The sequence below is a fragment of the Pseudomonas sp. Q2-TVG4-2 genome, from assembly GCF_013620795.1.
Lineage (GTDB): Bacteria > Pseudomonadota > Gammaproteobacteria > Pseudomonadales > Pseudomonadaceae > Stutzerimonas.
Window position 1 is genome coordinate 1 of record NZ_LGLW01000007.1, and the last position, 16,396, is coordinate 16,396.

The 16,396-nt window shown below is 61.4% G+C and carries 12 protein-coding genes and 1 pseudogene; 2 read left to right on the forward strand and 11 right to left on the reverse strand.

The window, feature by feature from the left end; translation table 11 throughout:
- Nucleotides 1–508 (reverse strand): annotated as a pseudogene (locus H3028_RS15585) (dTDP-glucose 4,6-dehydratase); the annotation flags it as partial.
- A 244-nt stretch (nucleotides 509–752) separates the two neighbouring features.
- A complete protein-coding gene (locus H3028_RS15590) occupies nucleotides 753–1,274 on the reverse strand; it encodes an ATP-dependent zinc protease (RefSeq protein ID WP_181298168.1) in 522 nt (173 codons plus the stop codon).
- Nucleotides 1,275–1,557: 283 nt separating this feature from the next.
- On the opposite strand from H3028_RS15590, the gene H3028_RS15595 reads away from it, so the two are divergent.
- Complete coding sequence (locus H3028_RS15595) at nucleotides 1,558–2,439, forward strand: manganese catalase family protein (RefSeq protein ID WP_181298169.1); 882 nt, start codon at nucleotides 1,558–1,560, stop codon at nucleotides 2,437–2,439.
- Nucleotides 2,440–2,517: 78 nt separating this feature from the next.
- Here H3028_RS15595 and H3028_RS15600 read toward each other — a convergent pair whose 3' ends face one another.
- The 9 genes from H3028_RS15600 to H3028_RS15640 form a co-directional block, all read right to left on the reverse strand.
- Nucleotides 2,518–4,788: an MHYT domain-containing protein gene (locus H3028_RS15600; protein WP_181298170.1), complete on the reverse strand. Its 2,271-nt coding sequence runs from the start codon at nucleotides 4,786–4,788 to the stop codon at nucleotides 2,518–2,520.
- 321 nt (nucleotides 4,789–5,109) lie between these two features.
- Nucleotides 5,110–5,496 carry a helix-turn-helix transcriptional regulator gene (locus H3028_RS15605; RefSeq protein ID WP_181298171.1) on the reverse strand — a complete coding sequence of 129 codons (387 nt, stop codon included), beginning with the start codon at nucleotides 5,494–5,496 and terminating at the stop codon, nucleotides 5,110–5,112.
- On the reverse strand, nucleotides 5,493–6,812 hold the full coding sequence (locus tag H3028_RS15610) for a type II toxin-antitoxin system HipA family toxin (protein WP_181298172.1): 1,320 nt from the start codon (nucleotides 6,810–6,812) through the stop codon (nucleotides 5,493–5,495). Before H3028_RS15610 ends, H3028_RS15605 begins: the two co-directional genes overlap by 4 nt.
- A gap of 419 nt (nucleotides 6,813–7,231) precedes the next feature.
- Nucleotides 7,232–7,759 carry an inorganic diphosphatase gene (gene ppa, locus H3028_RS15615; protein ID WP_181298173.1) on the reverse strand — a complete coding sequence of 176 codons (528 nt, stop codon included), beginning with the start codon at nucleotides 7,757–7,759 and terminating at the stop codon, nucleotides 7,232–7,234.
- Between the two features lie 139 nt (nucleotides 7,760–7,898).
- A complete protein-coding gene (locus H3028_RS15620) occupies nucleotides 7,899–8,711 on the reverse strand; it encodes a zinc-dependent peptidase (protein WP_181298174.1) in 813 nt (270 codons plus the stop codon).
- Between the two features lie 238 nt (nucleotides 8,712–8,949).
- On the reverse strand, nucleotides 8,950–9,759 hold the full coding sequence (gene eutC, locus H3028_RS15625; RefSeq protein ID WP_181298175.1) for an ethanolamine ammonia-lyase subunit EutC: 810 nt from the start codon (nucleotides 9,757–9,759) through the stop codon (nucleotides 8,950–8,952).
- 246 nt (nucleotides 9,760–10,005) lie between these two features.
- On the reverse strand, nucleotides 10,006–11,400 hold the full coding sequence (locus H3028_RS15630) for an ethanolamine ammonia-lyase subunit EutB (RefSeq protein ID WP_181298176.1): 1,395 nt from the start codon (nucleotides 11,398–11,400) through the stop codon (nucleotides 10,006–10,008).
- Nucleotides 11,401–11,626: 226 nt separating this feature from the next.
- On the reverse strand, nucleotides 11,627–13,075 hold the full coding sequence (gene eat / locus H3028_RS15635; RefSeq protein WP_181298177.1) for an ethanolamine permease: 1,449 nt from the start codon (nucleotides 13,073–13,075) through the stop codon (nucleotides 11,627–11,629).
- Nucleotides 13,076–13,236: 161 nt separating this feature from the next.
- Nucleotides 13,237–14,757 (reverse strand): aldehyde dehydrogenase family protein, encoded by a 1,521-nt coding sequence (locus tag H3028_RS15640; protein ID WP_181298178.1) that lies wholly within the window; start codon nucleotides 14,755–14,757, stop codon nucleotides 13,237–13,239.
- A gap of 205 nt (nucleotides 14,758–14,962) precedes the next feature.
- Between H3028_RS15640 and mpl the strand changes: the two genes are divergently transcribed.
- Complete coding sequence (gene mpl, locus H3028_RS15645; RefSeq protein ID WP_181298179.1) at nucleotides 14,963–16,312, forward strand: UDP-N-acetylmuramate:L-alanyl-gamma-D-glutamyl-meso-diaminopimelate ligase; 1,350 nt, start codon at nucleotides 14,963–14,965, stop codon at nucleotides 16,310–16,312.
- The last annotated feature ends 84 nt before the right edge of the window (nucleotides 16,313–16,396 follow it).

Here is a 16,396-nt window from a genome sequence, read left to right on the forward strand (position 1 = left end):
GCCAGGTCGAGGGGTTGTAATCCCAGCCCGGTGGAACTGCGGCCTTCTGCATCATCCCGGACATGCTCATGCCGGGCATCATCGGTACCAGTGTGGAAAAGGCAATCACCAGCCCGCCGACCAGCAGGGCATTACCATAGCTGGCTGGTGACGGGGTCCAGAACAGCAGCGGGGCGAACATCAGCCAGAGCCCCATGCCCGTATTGGCCCACAGCGCCCAGCTGATCCGTTTTAGCGAAAGGACCGAGAGCAGCACGATCAGGGCGCCGCTGATAATGTCATTCCAGGTCATCAGCAGCGCGCGAGTGGCGACTTCGGGTAGATCGCGTTCCGAGGCCAGGCGGGCGAGATCCAGATCAGTGCTGGAAATGTTCGCGTAGCCAAAGATGAAGGGCGAGCTGAGCAGCCAAAAGCCGAGCAAGGCGTTGGCGAAATGGCACCACAGCGTGGCGAGATGGCGGCGTTCCATCATCTCCATATGTTCTTCCATGCCCATGTTCGGGCGCATGGCTGATCGCCGCAAGTATTCCGCTTGATGCTCCATGAACTCCCCCGCTCGAAGAATGGCAGCATGTCGCGTTCAGGCCGGGGCGGGTATTGCCTCCGGCAACAAACCAGGCTGCTGGTCAGTTGACCGGGGGAGGCGGGGTGAGTTGCAGAAAAATTAGCGCTGGCCGGCGCACCGAAGAAAGATAACGGCCGCAGTCGCCAGCGCTCCTCATCTGCCGGAGGGCTGGCACTTGAGGGGGCTGCTATTCAGAGCAATCCGGCTCGACGGTAAAGGTCTTGGACGAGTCCACCAAGCCCAGATTCTCCAGCGTACGGCGGCCAACGAGTACCGGATAGTTCATCTTGTCGCGATCGTTGAGTGAGAACTGCTCTTCGTAGATCTTGTTACCCAGGCATACCTTCATCAGCACCACAGGGCGTTCTTCGGCACCGCCTGCACCGCGCACCTTGATGTCCCGCACCACTTCGCGCTCCAGGCGCTTCTCAATATTCCTGTCGGTATCGATGTCTTCCATTTCCAGGGTAAAGCGCACCCAATCGTCGCCGTCTTTCTCGAATCGGTCGATGTTTTCGGCATGCATTGAGGAGGTCAGCGCACCGGTATCGAGCTTGAACTTCACGGCGACTTTCTCAGGAAAGATAAGCCCTTCCTCGACCCAGCCGAACACCTGAGGCGAATCGGCCAAAGCCGGTGCGCTGCAGACGGCTATCAGCGCCGCCAATCCAAGAGCTTTAATCAGGCTGGGGCTTGTCGAACGGAGCATTTTTCACCTCGAGTCAGTAGTGCCACGGCAACGATAGAGTCGCTGGGTCTGAATACGTTCAGCAAAAAAGGGGCGCCCGATCGCTGCGCGAGACACCGTGGCGATCCACTCGCTCCATTGAGTTGGTCAATCATCGTCATTGGAAAAAGCAATCGGACGGCTGCCGCAGCTTGTACTCCACCACTAGGGCCGCCTGCGATGCAGTCAGATACCGAATCGCCGTGCCCCGTTAACTGATCGAAGGAGGCAGTCACTAGGGAAGTCCAAAATTGAGAGGTGAACCATGTTCGTCCACAACAAACGACTTCAGTACACGGTAAGAGTAGCGGGCCCCAATCCGGGCCTGGCCAACCTGATGCTTGAGCAATTCGGCGGTCCGCAGGGTGAGCTCGCTGCCGCCATGCGTTATTTCACTCAGGCCGTGTCCGAGGATGACCCAGGCCGCAAGGACATGCTCATGGACATCGCCACCGAAGAGCTCAGCCACCTCGAGGTGATCGGCTCCATTGTTGGCATGCTTAACAAAGGCGCCAAAGGCCAGGTGGCCGAGGGCGTCGAAGAGGAAGCGGATCTGTATCGCTCGCTGACGGACGGCGGCAATGATTCGCACGTTACCTCGTTGCTGTACGGTGGCGGCACGCCGCTAACCAACTCAGGCGGGGTTCCATGGACGGCCGCCTACATCGATACGATCGGTGAGCCAACGGCGGATCTGCGTTCCAACATCGCAGCCGAGGCGCGGGCCAAGATCGTTTACGAGCGATTGATCAACGTGACGGATGATCCGGGCATCAAGGACGCGCTGAAATTCCTCATGACCCGCGAAATCGCGCACCAGAAATCGTTCGAAAAGGCGCTACATGCCATCCAGCCCAACTTCCCTCAGGGCAAGCTGCCGGGCGAGCCGCAATTTGCCAACGTCTACTACAACCTGTCGCAGGGCGAAGGGGATCTGCGGGGCCCATGGAATCAAGGGCCTGAATGGGAGTTCGTTGAGAGTCCGCAGCCTGCCGTGGACGGTGGCGATGGTAAACCTTCCGTCGAGCTGAACAAGGACCAGCAGAAGGTATTGCAGCAGATGGCGGTGCGGACCCAGTCCGACGTCTCCGCCGATCCCATGACAGGAGCCGATCTGGGCTCTGGCAAGGCCGTAAAGAAGGGCTGAGCCTGATGGGCGAAACGCAGTCCCGGTGCGTCTGAATTCAGGCGCATAGGTGCTGCGTTTCGTTTTCGACGGGCGTATCTAGCGCCGGCCGAGCAGCGGCACCACGACCCCCGAGCCCGGACGGCCAAGTGCGTCGCCGATGGCTACGCTTAGCGAGTGTTGCGTAAACGGCTTGGCCAGCGTGTGCAGCGGGCGAGCCTCCTCGGTCAATTCCGCATAACCGCTGACCAACAGAACCGGCAGATCGGGCTTTTCAGCGTTGACGATCTCCGCCAGCTGGGTTCCGGTCATGCCTGGCATCATCTGATCGGTGATCAGGATATCGAAAGCGCTTTGACGGAGGATGCTGAGAGCGGCCTCGCCACCGTCGGCAGAGGTGACTCGATGACCCAGGTCCTCGAGAAGCTCGGCCGTATTGGTCAGCACCAGTGGATCATCGTCCACCACGAGAATCGACAAAGCGGGTATGGATGTTCCGATGGGCTCGTTCGCGATCTCTGGTTCCGGCGCGGCCACCGGAGCAGGGATGCCCAGCGGTAGCCACAGCTCGACTGTCGTTCCCTTGCCCGCGCTGCTTTCGATCACCAATCGCCCCCCTGACTGTTCAGCGAGGCCGTGCGCCATCGAAAGGCCAAGGCCGGTGCCCTTGCCCGGTCCCTTGGTGGTGAAGAAGGGTTCGGTTGCTCGGGCGAGTGTCTCCGGGCTCATGCCCGTGCCGTCGTCGCACACGATCAAAGCGACAAACTCCTGCGTCGGCTGTTCCGCTGATGATCTGAGGGTGCGCAGCTGGCCTTCGATGCGGATCGTGCCGCCCGCCGGCATCGCGTCTCGTGCGTTGACCACCAGATTGATCAGCACCATTTCGAGCTGATTTGCGTCGACGTACGCAGGCGGCAGGCTAAGCGGGAATCTCGTTTCGATGTTGATGTTGATTTCGACCGAACGTTGCAGCAGCTCCCGCATGTTCAGCACTACGTCCGGTAGCACGACGGAGCTCGGTTTCAACTCCTGTTTGCGGGCAAAGGCCAGCATGCGCTGGACCAGACCTGAGCCGCGTTGCGTCGCCTGCAGCGCGTTCTCGATCAGGCTTGCGACACGAGCCGTGTCGTTTGGCAGCCGCTTGCGGAGCAGTTCGAGATTTCCACCGACCACCGCCAGCAGGTTGTTGAAGTCATGAGCGATGCCGCCGGTAAGCTTGCCGATCGCCTCCATCTTCTGCGCCTGGCGGAGCGCGGCTTCGGCGTTCCGGCGCTCGGTGATATTCACCAGACCGCCGATGATGAGCGCGCCGCGAGTGGTCTGCTCGAGACGGGTGGAGGCCAGCACATCAATGAATGCGCCAGCCCTGGCTACCAGGCGGTATTCGGCGTTGAGGCACTCCCCGGTTTCGAGCAACACCGGCCAGTCCTTGTCGAGCATCTGGCGCGCGGAGCGTTCGGTCATGAAGCTGATCAATGACCGACCGATCACGTCCTCTCGGCGATAGCCCATCAGCACGAGCCAGGCATCGCTGACCGACTCAAGCCGGCCTTCTTCGTCCAGCGAATGCAGAGGCAGCGGCGTCTTGCTATAGAGCTCGCGGAACCGCTCTTCGCTCTGGCGCAATGCTGCCGCTTCTCGCTCGCTGATGATCGCCATGCGCCTGTCGTGCATCGAGGCAGCAAGGCCGAAGAACAACACGATGAAGGTCGAGCCAGCGACCGATAACGCCAACGTCAGCAGGTCCAGACCGCTTCCGGACGGTGCGGGCATCGCATCGTCCAGCGGGGTGAAGCGCGCGCCTGCCATGGCTGTGTAGTGCATGCCTGCCACGGCAAACCCCATCGCGACGGCGGAGATGGCCTGCAGCGATAATCGCCGGCCCCGGGCGGAGAGCCAGAGCGCTACAGTTGCCGCCCCGATGGCAATAAGGATCGAAATGACAACCCACTGCGGGTCATAGGACAGTTCGGCATGCATCGTCATGGCGGCCATGCCCATGTAATGCATCGCACCAATCCCGAGGCCCATGAACAAACCGCCAATACCGAGCGTCTTTCGGCCCAGGCCGCTAATGCCAACCGCAAAAAAGCTGATCGCCGTCACCGCAATCGGCACGACTAGCGACCAGAGGGTGAGGCTCAGATCGTATTGGATCTCCATGCCGGGCATGCCGAACGCGAGCATGCCAACGAAATGCATCGACCAGATGCTGCCGCCCATGCATACCGCTGCCGCGCAAAGCCAGACGTGCCGCATCCAACCCACGGAAGCGCGCGAACGGCTGGCCAGATCGAGCGCCGTGAAAGAGCCAGCAATGGCGATCAGGATAGACAGGCTCACCAGTGCTGTGTTGTAGGTGGTAGGCATCGAAGGATCCGCTCAGATATTCGGGACTATCGCTTTCATCTATTACGGCAGACACCTTCAGGTCCTGCCAGTTACAAATGCTATAGCGCTCGCCTCCGCATTGGCTGTTGGTTTGCGGAACAATTCAACCGGGCCGGCGCCAAGCCGTTTGCGCGCCTCGATAAAACGCCACTTCTTAGCCTGAAACTGGTCCGAGGCCAGCCCCAGGGCGAAGATGTTCAGACGCCTTGCGGCTTGTGGACAGGGCAGGCGCAAAGCACTTGGTGCGAAACCTGCGAACCCGATGCGATGGTCAATCCCCTGGCCTCGAAGAGGAGATGTTTACTCGGCCACAGGCTGGAAAGGCGACGTTTGGAGCGCAGCCTTCTGGCGTTTCGGGCTGGCTCCCCGTTTACGCGCTGGCTCCTCCTCATTTTGGCGGATTGGCGTGGTGGGTTGATGGCGCAACGCGCCGAGCGTTATCGCTAAACCGAATGGTTTGAGAATGCCGTTGAGGGTGTTGATCGTTGGGTTGCCTCTGTCGTTCTCAAGTGTGGACAGGGTCTTCGTCGTTAGTTTGCACATCCTGGCGAACGAGTCCTGATCTAGCCCGGTGATCTCGAGGCGCAGACGGCGAATCGATTTTCCGAGGCTTTCTTCACCCGATGCGCTCTTGAACTGGATGTCTTCGATGAGTTGCTGGCGATCCATGGGCGTGAGGTTTTTCATAGCAAGCCCCACTCCTTCAGGCGGGCATCTAGATTGTTGAGGGGGATCGATTGCGCGAGCCGTATGTCTTCCGGCATGTCTTTCAAAAGCCCAGGAAGGGCTCTGAATTCCTCGGCTGCCGCCCGTAGCCGGGCAAACAGATGGGCGGGGTCGACGTGCTCCCGAAATAGCGCGCACACCGCAGACCAATCCGGCGCGCCAAGTCGCTCGTTCTCCCATTTCGTGACGCGCGTGACGCCCTCGGGGTCCAGCACCATGGGGGCCAGGTCGTAGATCGGGGCGAGCTGGAAACGTCCATCATGCCGGAAAATCGAAGTGTTGCGACCATGGTTGTCGGAGTTGCCGACGATGCGGTTGAGCAAGTCGCGACGTATGTATTCGAACACCAGCCCTGCGATCTCGTCGGCCTGGTCGTTGGCGAGCCAAAGCTCGATCAGTCGATGCGCAACCTCCTCATGACGCATGTTCGATCCCGGCTCCGTGTTGCCGCAGATTGAGTAGATCGACTCCATCGGGATGCGCTCGACATTTCCGTCCGGCAACAATCGACGATCGAAGCGTGGCATCCAGAGGCTTGGTTTTTGCGCTTCCTCAAGAGCCAGCCCCTCCGTAGGAATGGTGTCCAGCCCTAGCGCGGCAATCGCACGGTAGTAGTGGTACTCGGCTCGCAGGATGTTCTTGTCTCGCTCGGTTGCCTTGTTTCGAGCGAACTTCACGAGCCAATGCCGGCGCACCTGGTGGTCAGGCAGGACCGCATCGGCATGGAAACCGCCATGAAGATCCTCAGTCATCAGCAGCTTGGGGGCTTCCCCTTGAGCACCCGTTGCGCCGCCGATGGCTGCGCCGAGTTCATAGGCGTACTCAAGGAAGTCGTTCGTTCGCTCGATGATTTCCCGGCGCGGGAAGGCGACAGTCCGGCTGGTGTCGGTCAGCTCGAAGGACTCTTTCACGCGCATATGGCCAATGGGCGCCGGCGTACAACGCTTCAGCAGAAAGAGATCCAGGTCCATGTCCTTGGGCTTTTCACCTGCAGACCGCTTTTCCAGCGACTTTCGCGCAGCGCCAGCGGGAATGATGTCGTAGATGAATGCGGGAAAGCCCCTGGTGCGGGTCCCCGTCCAGTTAATGGGCAAATTGACGCTGACCGCAGGATCGAGGGGCGAGTCGATACAATCCAGGAAATGGATCAGGTAGTTCGGCATATAGGCGGTCGAGCAGATGCCGTTCCTGACGTCTGCGGGATCATCCACAGTCAGCTGCAGGGCGTCGTACCACTGACCGTTAATGAAAGTTTGGATGGTCAGTTGTTCGGGCATGGAGTGGTAACCGGAAACATAATTCCTGAAATGCTAGCCAAGTAGCTTGTTTCAAGCAATATATTTCTTGGTTCGTTGAATTTCAGAGAGTAACTAGAGTTTTAATTCCAATTGCAGGCTGAGTCAGATCTTCTTGATCAACGTGGGGCTAGGCGCTGCGTAGCGCCCATGCAAACGCCGCCCAATCATTCATGAATGCCCGGCGCTTCTTCGGCAGATCGGAGTCATGCCTCCCTCCAAAACCCTGCCCCCACCTCCTGATCCACACTTCGGGGTGGGTCAGGGTAAAGCCGGCGGAAGAAGTGTGGGGTTTCAGAGAGGCCAGCCCGCATGAATGCTGGGTTTCAGCAATGTTTTTGGGCTTTCCACGGGCATAAAAAAAGCCGGCTTGTGGCCGGCTTTCCGTTAGCGGTTTTGGCTTACTTCTGATAAGCCGCCACAGCCTTGGTGATTTCTGCGCGGGCGGCTTCGGCGTCGCCCCAGCCTTCTACCTTGACCCACTTGCCCTTCTCCAGATCCTTATAGTTCTCGAAGAAGTGCTTGATCTGCTCGAGCAGCAGCGGGGGCAGGTCGGTGTATTCCTTCACGTCCACGTACAGCTGGCTCAGCTTGTCGTGCGGGACGGCGATCAGCTTTGCATCGCCGCCGGCTTCGTCGGTCATGTGCAGCACGCCGACGGGACGGGCGCGGATGACCGAGCCTGGGGCAACCGGGTAGGGGGTGACGACCAATACGTCGAGCGGGTCGCCATCGTCAGCCAGGGTGTGCGGGATGAAGCCGTAGTTCGCCGGGTAGAACATCGGTGTGGCCATGAAGCGGTCGACGAACAGGCAGTCGGTGTCGTGGTCGATTTCGTACTTGATCGGCGCATGGTTGGCCGGAATTTCGATGGCGACGTAGATATCGTTTGGCAGGTCTTTGCCGGCCGGGACTTTGCTGTAGCTCATGGACATTGCTCCGTGGTCGGCCGAAGCGGCCTGGGGCGAAAAAAGTGGGCGCGATTATAGGCGCAGTATCGGGCGTTTTGCCATGCCAGCGGTGGCGAAGCTCACTGGCCTGGCGATGCGCGCATTCGACGGCCTGGAGTCAGTGAGGTTCCGCGTACTGCGGATGGCTGTGCTGCAGTTGCTGCAGGCGCGTCAGCGGATCCTGGTGATAGAAGGCGGCGAGCTGCTGATAGACCTCGGGATAGGTCGCATGCAGCAGGTCCGGCGCGGCGAAGAAGTACTCGCTGGTGACGGCAAAGAACTCAGCTGGATTCTCTGCCGCATAGGGATCAATCGGTGTTTCGGCATCCGGATCGGAGTCCAGGGTGGTATTCAGCGAGTCATAGGCGCTTTGCATCGCGCTCGCCCAACTGTCGATGCGCATGTTCCGGTGCAGCGGTGGCAGGCCGTTGGCGTCGCCGTTGAGCATGTCCAGCTTGTGCGCCAGTTCGTGAATCACCAGGTTGTAACCTTCCCAGCCGCCGCTCTCCTGCACGCCTGGCCAGGCCAGGATCACCGGACCCTGCAGCCAGGCCTCACCGCTGTGCTCGCCGTCCCACTCGTGCACGACGCCAGCTGAATCACGGTGCTTCTGCGGGCTGTGGAAGTCGCCGGGATAGATGACGATTTCATGGAAGCCCTGATACCAGTCCAGGTCGGCCAGGTGGAGCAAGGGCAGCTGCGCCTGGGCAGCCAGACGCAGCCGGTCTGCCGGTTCCAGTTCGGTGCCGGGCAGGGCTGTGATTCGCTTGGCATGCAAGAACAGGATGCTGCGCTGGCGAAGCCGCTCGGTTTCCTCGACGCTCAGGCCGTCGAGAATCGGCAAGCTATCCAGCACGCGTTGCCAGAGTGCCGGCTCGATGGCGAAACGGCTGAGGATGCGCTTGCGGCGCCAGTCGCGAAATGACCACATGAGGGAGCTTCCAGCCTGGGGGCGACAACCTTAAGCGGGGTGGTAGTTGTCGGCAAGCGGGGGGCGTGATGGAGCAAGGCGCCGGCCGTGAGCCCAACAGGGTGTGCCTGTTGGGCGATGTGGATCGGTCATCGCCAGGCGGCAAACGGCGCTCTCGTTAGAGGCTGCTTGTCGGCGAGCCCGGAGCACCTGGCGCAGCAGATCGGGCTGTGCGTCTGCCTCGCGACAGGCGATCCATTCAACCCAACAGAAAATTGCTGGTTCTCGGCGTGTCGTCATCAAGGCTGAGCATCTCCGCTTCATCTTTCAGGCTGACCCCTGAAAGTTGGCGTCTGCAAGCCTCGCGCATCAGATGGCTCAAGCGGTGCGCGGCGAGGTTGTAGCTCAACCCTTCCAGCCGGATGTTGGAGATGCAGTTGCGGTCGGCATCGGTGCGCCCGACTTTCGGCGCGTAGGTGAAATACAGTCCTAGGCTGTCCGGCGAGCTCAGGCCGGGCCGCTCGCCCAGCAGCATCACCACCATTTTCGCCTTGAGCCGTACGCCGACCTCGTCTCCGAGTGCAACGCGGCCCTGTTGCACCAGGCTGATCGGCGCGAGACTCCAGCCATCTTTCTCGATTTGCTCTTCGATGCGCTGGAGCAAGGGCAGGGCGTGACGCTGGACTGCCAACGCCGACAGTCCGTCGGCAATGACGATTGCCAGGTCGTAGCCAGCCGTGTGTTGCTGTGCATGGTCGCCCAATCGCTCGGCGGAGGCGTCGTCCAGCCGTCGACCCAGGTCGGGACGTTGCAGGTAGATGTAGCGATCGGTTGCCGCACTGTGCAGTCGCAGGGTGTTGAACCCTCTTTCCTGAAGTTGCGCGGCCAGCTCGCCGGTATCTAGGGTGAGGTGCACGGCGTCGCGTGCCTGCGCGTGGGCAAACTGGAAATCCAGCTGGGCTTCGGTGGGCAAGCTGGCGCCCGCGCGGCCCAATGCGATGCGCGCCGGGGTGAGCTGGCGCAGGTGGCTCCAAGGGTTGGCGATGGCAATGGGCGGGCGAGTGCTCATTTCTGTTGCTCCGTTGATGTCTTCGGCGGACGGCAATCACGTATCGCTCTAACCATCGGGCTCGCTCATGGCCTTGATCGCCAGCAAGCCGGTTCCTACAAAAATAGGCATGGCGTATATGTGTGCGGTGACGCGTAGGAGCCAGCCTGCTGGCGAATCGGTTCGAAACGACCATGCAGGTCGGGTTCGCGAGCAAGAGCTGGGCGCCCCCCTCGTTCCTACAGGCGGCGCAGAGCCTCAACATTGTCATGCCATCCGCTCAAGCGCTTGGCGAAAGGCAGGGGGAAGCTGTTCGCCCATCTGCAAACGACCGCCATCCTGGCGCAAGATTTCCATTTTCTGGAGCCATTCTTCGAACTCTGGTGCAGGTCTAAGCCCGAGGCTCTGGCGCAGGTAAAGGGCGTCATGGAACGACGTGGTCTGGTAATTGAGCATCACGTCATCCGAACCCGGAATGCCCATGATGAAGTTGACGCCGGCGGTGCCGAGCAGGGTCAGCAGCACATCCATGTCGTCCTGATCGGCTTCGGCGTGGTTGGTGTAGCAGATGTCGCAGCCCATGGGCACGCCGAGCAGCTTGGCGCAGAAGTGATCCTCCAGCCCGGCGCGGATGATCTGTTTGCCGTTATAAAGGTATTCCGGGCCGATGAAACCGACCACGGTATTGACCAGCAGCGGTTTGAAGCGGCGCGCCACGGCATAGGCGCGCGCCTCGCAGGTCTGCTGATCGACGCTATGATGGGCGTTGGCCGACAAGGCGCTGCCCTGGCCGGTTTCGAAGTACATGAGGTTGTCGCCGACGGTCCCGCGCTTCTGCGACAGGCCCGCCTCGTAACCCTCCTGCAGTACCGCCAGGTTGATGCCGAAGCTGGTATTGGCCGCTTCGGTACCGGCGATGGACTGGAACACCAGGTCCAGCGGCGCGCCACGGTTGATCGCCTCGATGGAGGTGGTGACGTGGGTGAGAATGCAGCTCTGGGTCGGGATTTCGTAGCGCTGGATGATGGCGTCGAGCATCTTCAGCAGTTCGCAGATGCCGCTGGTGCTATCGGTGGCCGGGTTGATGCCGATCACCGCATCGCCGTTGCCGTAGAGCAGGCCGTCGACGATGCTCGCGGCGATGCCGGCGGCCTCATCGGTGGGATGGTTGGGTTGCAGGCGAGTGGACATCCGCCCGCGCAGGCCGATGGTGTTGCGGAATTGGCTGACCACTCGGACTTTCTGCGCCACCAGAATCAGGTCCTGCACGCGCATGATCTTCGATACCGCGGCGACCATCTCCGGTGTCAGCCCTGGCGCCAGGATTTTCAGTGTCAACTCATCGGCGTCGTCGCCCAGCAGCCAGTTGCGGAAGTCACCGACGGTCAGGTGACTGACCGGGGCGAAGGCTGCTGCGTCGTGGCTGTCGATGATCAGGCGGGTGACTTCATCCGTCTCGTAGGGGATCAGCGCTTCCTCGAGAAAGCGCTTGAGGGAGATCTGAGCCAGGCACATCTGCGCGGCGACCCGCTCGGCATCGCTACCCGCCGCAACCTCGGCGAGGAAATCGCCGGAGCGCGCCGGGCTGGCCTTGGCCATCACCTCGCGCAGGCTGTCGAAACGCCAGTTGGTGCCGCCTACGCTGTGTGTGTATCCCGCCATGCTCGTCTCCCATAGCAAGCTGTGAAAACTACCTGCGTTGGCATTCCTGCGTTAAAAGCGCCCTCAACATGCTCATTTACAATACGTAAACTCGTACGCGAGCCCGGTCCGCTGTTTCGGCCGCTTTGACTCGCGGCGCTCGCCCTTCGGGCCAGCCTTTTGGCTGTTACTCCCTTCGGTCGTTGCGCCTTGTACTGCCTGCCTCGTTCACGTTTTCAGCAGCCTGCTAGTTAAGCGATGCCTCGGCATTCTCGATCGCCGCGAATTCCTCTTCCGGCGTACCAGCGACGAGATGGTGACGGCTATAAATAGCGAAGTACGCGATGAACACGCCGTAAATCACCGCCGCAGCGATCACCACGCGCGGGTCGACGAGGAAGCCGGCAACTACCGCAAGGCAGGCCAGCACCAGCGCGACGCCGGACGTCAGCACACCGCCGGGCGTTTTGTACGGGCGATGCAGGTCCGGCCGGCGCAGGCGCAGGACGATATGCGAGGCCATCATTAGCACGTAGGAAATGGTCGCGCCGAACACCGCGACGAGGATCAGCAGATCGCCCTGACCGGTCAGCGAGAGCAGGAAGCCGACGACACCCGGGATCACCAGCGCCATCACCGGCGCCTTGTTTTTGTTGGTCAGCGACAATCTGCGCGGCAGATAGCCGGCTCGCGACAGCGCGAAGATCTGCCGCGAATAGGCGTAGATGATCGAGAAGAAGCTGGCGATCAGCCCGGCTAGACCCACCAAATTGACGAAGCCGCTCATCCAGGTTGAGGAGCCATAGGCGGTGGTCAGCGCTTCGACCAGCGGGTTGCCGGATTCCACCAGCGTGCTGGAACCGGCCCCACCAGGCCCGACCAGCAGGATCAGCCCGGCGAAGGCGAGCAGCACCAGCATGGCGCCGATCAGCCCGCGTGGCATGTCGCGCTGCGGGTTCTTGGTTTCCTCGGCAGCCAGTGGCACGCCTTCGACCGCAAGAAAGAACCAGATCGCATAGGGAATCGCCGCCCATATACCGACGTAGCCGTAGGGCAGAAATGCGCTGGCGCCAGCGGCGGTTGTCGGCGCGATATCCAGCAGGTTGTCCACGGAGAAGTGCGGCACCATCGCGACGATGAATACGCCCAGCGCCAGCGCGGCGATCGCGGTGATGATGAACATCAGCTTCAGGGCTTCACCGACGCCGAAGATATGGATGCCGATAAAGATGATGTAGAAGGCTAGGTAGATCGCCCAGCCCCCGATGCCGAACAGCGATTCGCAATAGGCGCCGATGAACACGGCGATGGCGGCCGGGGCAATGGCGTATTCGATGAGGATCGCCGTACCGGTGAGAAAGCCACCGAGCGGGCCGAAGGCGCTGCGGGCGAAACCATAGCCGCCGCCCGCGGTGGGGATCATCGAGGACAGCTCGGCGAGGGAGAAGCACATGCACAGGTACATCGTCGCCATCAGCAGCGTGGCGATGAACAACCCGCCCCAGCCGCCCTGAGCCAGGCCGAAGTTCCAGCCGGCATAGTCGCCGGAAATCACGTAGGCAACGCCAAGGCCCACCAGTAGCACCCAGCCGGCGGCGCCTTTCTTCAGTTCGCGTTCCTTAAAATAGGTACTGCCAACTGCTTCGAAATCGATGGCGTGTGTCGGGGGTGTCGCACTGCTGTGTTCGAGAGCCATGGGATCATCCTCTGATGGGTTCGGTACGGCAGGATCGTTAAAGCAAGCGCTGTGCCTGGTGTTTTCTCACGCTCTGCTGCGCCTTATTGCAGGCACCGCCGCACCAGCCCGGCGCGCATGGCGTCGGGCTGGCACCTTGGCGGAGCGTTTCAGCGAGCGGGCTAGAAGAACCCGAGAGGATTGATGTCGTAGCTGATCAGCAGGTTCTTGGTCTGTTGATAGCTGTCGAGAATCATCTTGTGCGTCTCGCGACCGACGCCGGACTTCTTGTAGCCACCGAACGCCGCATGCGCGGGGTAGAGGTGGTAGCAGTTGGTCCAGACACGGCCAGCCTTGATCGCCCGGCCCATGCGGTAGGCGCGGTTGATGTCGCGGGTCCAGACGCCCGCTCCGAGGCCGTACTCGGTGTCGTTGGCGATCGCGAGTGCTTCGGCTTCGTCTTTGAAGGTGGTGACACCGATGACCGGGCCGAAAATTTCCTCCTGAAACACGCGCATCTGGTTGGTGCCCTTGAGCAACGTCGGCTGGATGTAATAGCCAGTGGCGAGAGAGCCTTCGAGCTTCTCGACTCCGCCGCCGGTGAGCACTTCGGCGCCTTCCTGCTTGGCGATTTCGAGGTAGGACATGATCTTGTCGAACTGCTGCTGGCTGGCCTGAGCGCCGACCATGGTGTCGGTATCCAGTGGATCGCCGCGTTTGATCTGCTCAACCTTCTTCATCACCGCTTCCATGAAGGGTGCGTAGATGGACTCCTGAACCAGCGCACGCGACGGGCAGGTGCAGACTTCGCCCTGGTTGAAGAAGCCCAGCACCAGACCTTCTGCGGCCTTTTCGATAAAGGTCGGTTCGGCCTGCATGATGTCTTCGAAATAGATGTTCGGGCTCTTGCCACCCAGCTCGACGGTACTTGGAATGATGCTTTCAGCGGCGCGCTGCATGATGTGCGAGCCCACCGGGGTGGAGCCGGTGAAGGCGATCTTGGCGATGCGCTTGCTGCTCGCCAGTGCCTCGCCGGCTTCCTTGCCGAAGCCCTGAACGACATTCAACACGCCGGGCGGCAGCAGATCACCCACCAGTTCCATCAGCACGGCGATGCCCAGCGGTGTCTGCTCGGCCGGCTTGAGTATCACGCAGTTGCCGGCGGCCAGCGCCGGGGCGAGCTTCCAGGCGGCCATCAGAATCGGGAAGTTCCAGGGGATGATCTGCCCGACCACGCCCAGCGGTTCGTGAAAGTGATAGGCCGCGGTGTGCTCGTCGATCTCGGCGGCAGTGCCTTCCTGAGCACGGATGCAGCCGGCGAAATAGCGGAAGTGGTCGGCGGCCAGCGGAATGTCGGCGTTCAACGTTTCACGTACCGCCTTGCCGTTGTCCCAGGTTTCGGTGATGGCGAGCATTTCGAGGTTCTGCTCGATGCGATCGGCGATCTTCAGCAGGATCAGCGAGCGCGCCTGCACGCTGGTCTTGCCCCAGGCATCGGCGGCGGCATGGGCGGCATCGAGCGCTTTCTCGATATCGGCTGCGTCGGAGCGGGGGAATTCGGCGATGGGCTGGCCGTTGACCGGGGACAGGTTGGTGAAGTACTGGCCGTTGACTGGCTCGACGAACTCGCCGTTGATGAAGTTGCCGTAACGGGATTTGAAGGAAACGACAGCGCCTTCGCTGCCGGGATGGGCGTAACGCATGGTGAGTCTCCGGAACTTGTAATTGTGTTGGGACTGCTGTGATTCAGCGTAGAACAAAGCCCGTTCGTCGGTAGGCGAGGCGACGTGCGGTGCGGGGGCCAGCGAGCAGGTGCTGTGCTAATCTGCGCCGCAGTTTTCGGCGCCGACACGCGCGGCTGTGCCGCGGGGTCCCTCCGTTTGGCGCAGCGCTTTCCAGAGGTCATTCATGCACATTCACATTCTCGGCATCTGCGGCACCTTCATGGGTTCGCTGGCGGTGCTGGCCAAGGAACTCGGCCACCGCGTCACCGGCTCCGATGCCAACGTCTACCCCCCGATGAGCACCCAGCTTGAAGCCCAGGGCATCGAGCTGACTCAGGGCTACGAGCCGAGCCAGCTCGAGCCGGCGCCCGATCTGGTGGTGATTGGCAATGCGTTGTCTCGTGGCAACCCGGCGGTTGAGTACGTGCTGAACAAGGGCCTGCCCTATGTGTCGGGCCCGCAATGGCTGGCCGACCATGTTCTGCAGGGCCGCTGGGTATTGGCAGCGGCCGGCACCCATGGCAAGACCACCACCAGCAGCATGCTGGCCTGGGTGCTGGAACACGCTGGCATGAGCCCGGGCTTTCTCATCGGTGGTGTGCCGCAGAACTTCGGTATTTCGGCGCGCCTGGGGGGTACGCCGTTCTTCGTGGTCGAGGCCGACGAATACGACAGCGCCTTCTTCGACAAGCGCAGCAAGTTCGTCCATTACCGTCCGCGCACGGCGATCCTGAACAACCTGGAATTCGACCACGCCGACATTTTCCCGGACCTCGCTGCGATCGAAAGGCAGTTCCACCACCTGGTGCGCACCGTGCCCAGCGAAGGCCTGGTCATTCATCCCGAATCCGAAGCCGCACTCAAACGCGTGGTCGGCATGGGTTGCTGGACGCCGGTGCAGACCACTGGCGAAGGCGGGCAGTGGCAGGCGAACCTGCTCAGCGCCGACGGGTCGCGTTTCGAGGTGATCTTCGATGGCGCCGTTCAGGGCGTGGTCGACTGGGAATTGACTGGCCTGCACAACGTCAACAACGCCCTGGCCACCCTCGCCGCAGCGCGTCATGTCGGCGTACTGCCGAAGCTGGGCGCCGAGGCGTTGAGCGAGTTCCGTAGCGTCAAGCGGCGCATGGAGAAGGTCGCGGACGTCAACGGCATAACCATCTATGACGATTTCGCACACCACCCGACCGCTATCGCCACCACGCTTGATGGGCTGCGCAAGCGCGTGGGCGATACGCCGATCATTGCCGTGATCGAGCCGCGTTCCAATTCCATGAAACTTGGCGCGCACCGTGAAGGCCTGGCTGACTCGGTGGCACTGGCGGATCAGGCGATCTGGTACGCGCCGCCGAATCTCGGCTGGGATCTGGCCGCCACCGTGGCCGGTTCGCCGGTCGAGACGACCGTCTGTGATTCGCTGGACGCGATCATTGCTAAGGTGAAAGCCGACGCCAAACCGGGCACGCAGGTGGTGGTGATGAGCAATGGTGGTTTTGGCGGGTTGCACGTCAAACTGGCGGAGGCGTTGGGCTGATCGCCCAAGGTGGAAATCGCCGAAGGCATTTCCACGCAACGGCCCCATGGCTGAGCCCGGGGCCCTTGTAGGAGAGATCCGGAG

Bases quoted from the DNA above. Each gene is read 5' to 3' on its own strand.
- H3028_RS15590 (WP_181298168.1), bottom strand. From the start codon at position 1,274: ATGCTCCGTTCGACAAGCCCCAGCCTGATTAAAGCTCTTGGATTGGCG.
- H3028_RS15595 (WP_181298169.1), top strand. From the start codon at position 1,558: ATGTTCGTCCACAACAAACGACTTCAGTACACGGTAAGAGTAGCGGGC.
- H3028_RS15600 (WP_181298170.1), bottom strand. From the start codon at position 4,788: ATGCCTACCACCTACAACACAGCACTGGTGAGCCTGTCTATCCTGATC.
- H3028_RS15605 (WP_181298171.1), bottom strand. From the start codon at position 5,496: ATGAAAAACCTCACGCCCATGGATCGCCAGCAACTCATCGAAGACATC.
- H3028_RS15610 (WP_181298172.1), bottom strand. From the start codon at position 6,812: ATGCCCGAACAACTGACCATCCAAACTTTCATTAACGGTCAGTGGTAC.
- ppa (WP_181298173.1), bottom strand. From the start codon at position 7,759: ATGAGCTACAGCAAAGTCCCGGCCGGCAAAGACCTGCCAAACGATATC.
- H3028_RS15620 (WP_181298174.1), bottom strand. From the start codon at position 8,711: ATGTGGTCATTTCGCGACTGGCGCCGCAAGCGCATCCTCAGCCGTTTC.
- eutC (WP_181298175.1), bottom strand. From the start codon at position 9,759: ATGAGCACTCGCCCGCCCATTGCCATCGCCAACCCTTGGAGCCACCTG.
- H3028_RS15630 (WP_181298176.1), bottom strand. From the start codon at position 11,400: ATGGCGGGATACACACACAGCGTAGGCGGCACCAACTGGCGTTTCGAC.
- eat (WP_181298177.1), bottom strand. From the start codon at position 13,075: ATGGCTCTCGAACACAGCAGTGCGACACCCCCGACACACGCCATCGAT.
- H3028_RS15640 (WP_181298178.1), bottom strand. From the start codon at position 14,757: ATGCGTTACGCCCATCCCGGCAGCGAAGGCGCTGTCGTTTCCTTCAAA.
- mpl (WP_181298179.1), top strand. From the start codon at position 14,963: ATGCACATTCACATTCTCGGCATCTGCGGCACCTTCATGGGTTCGCTG.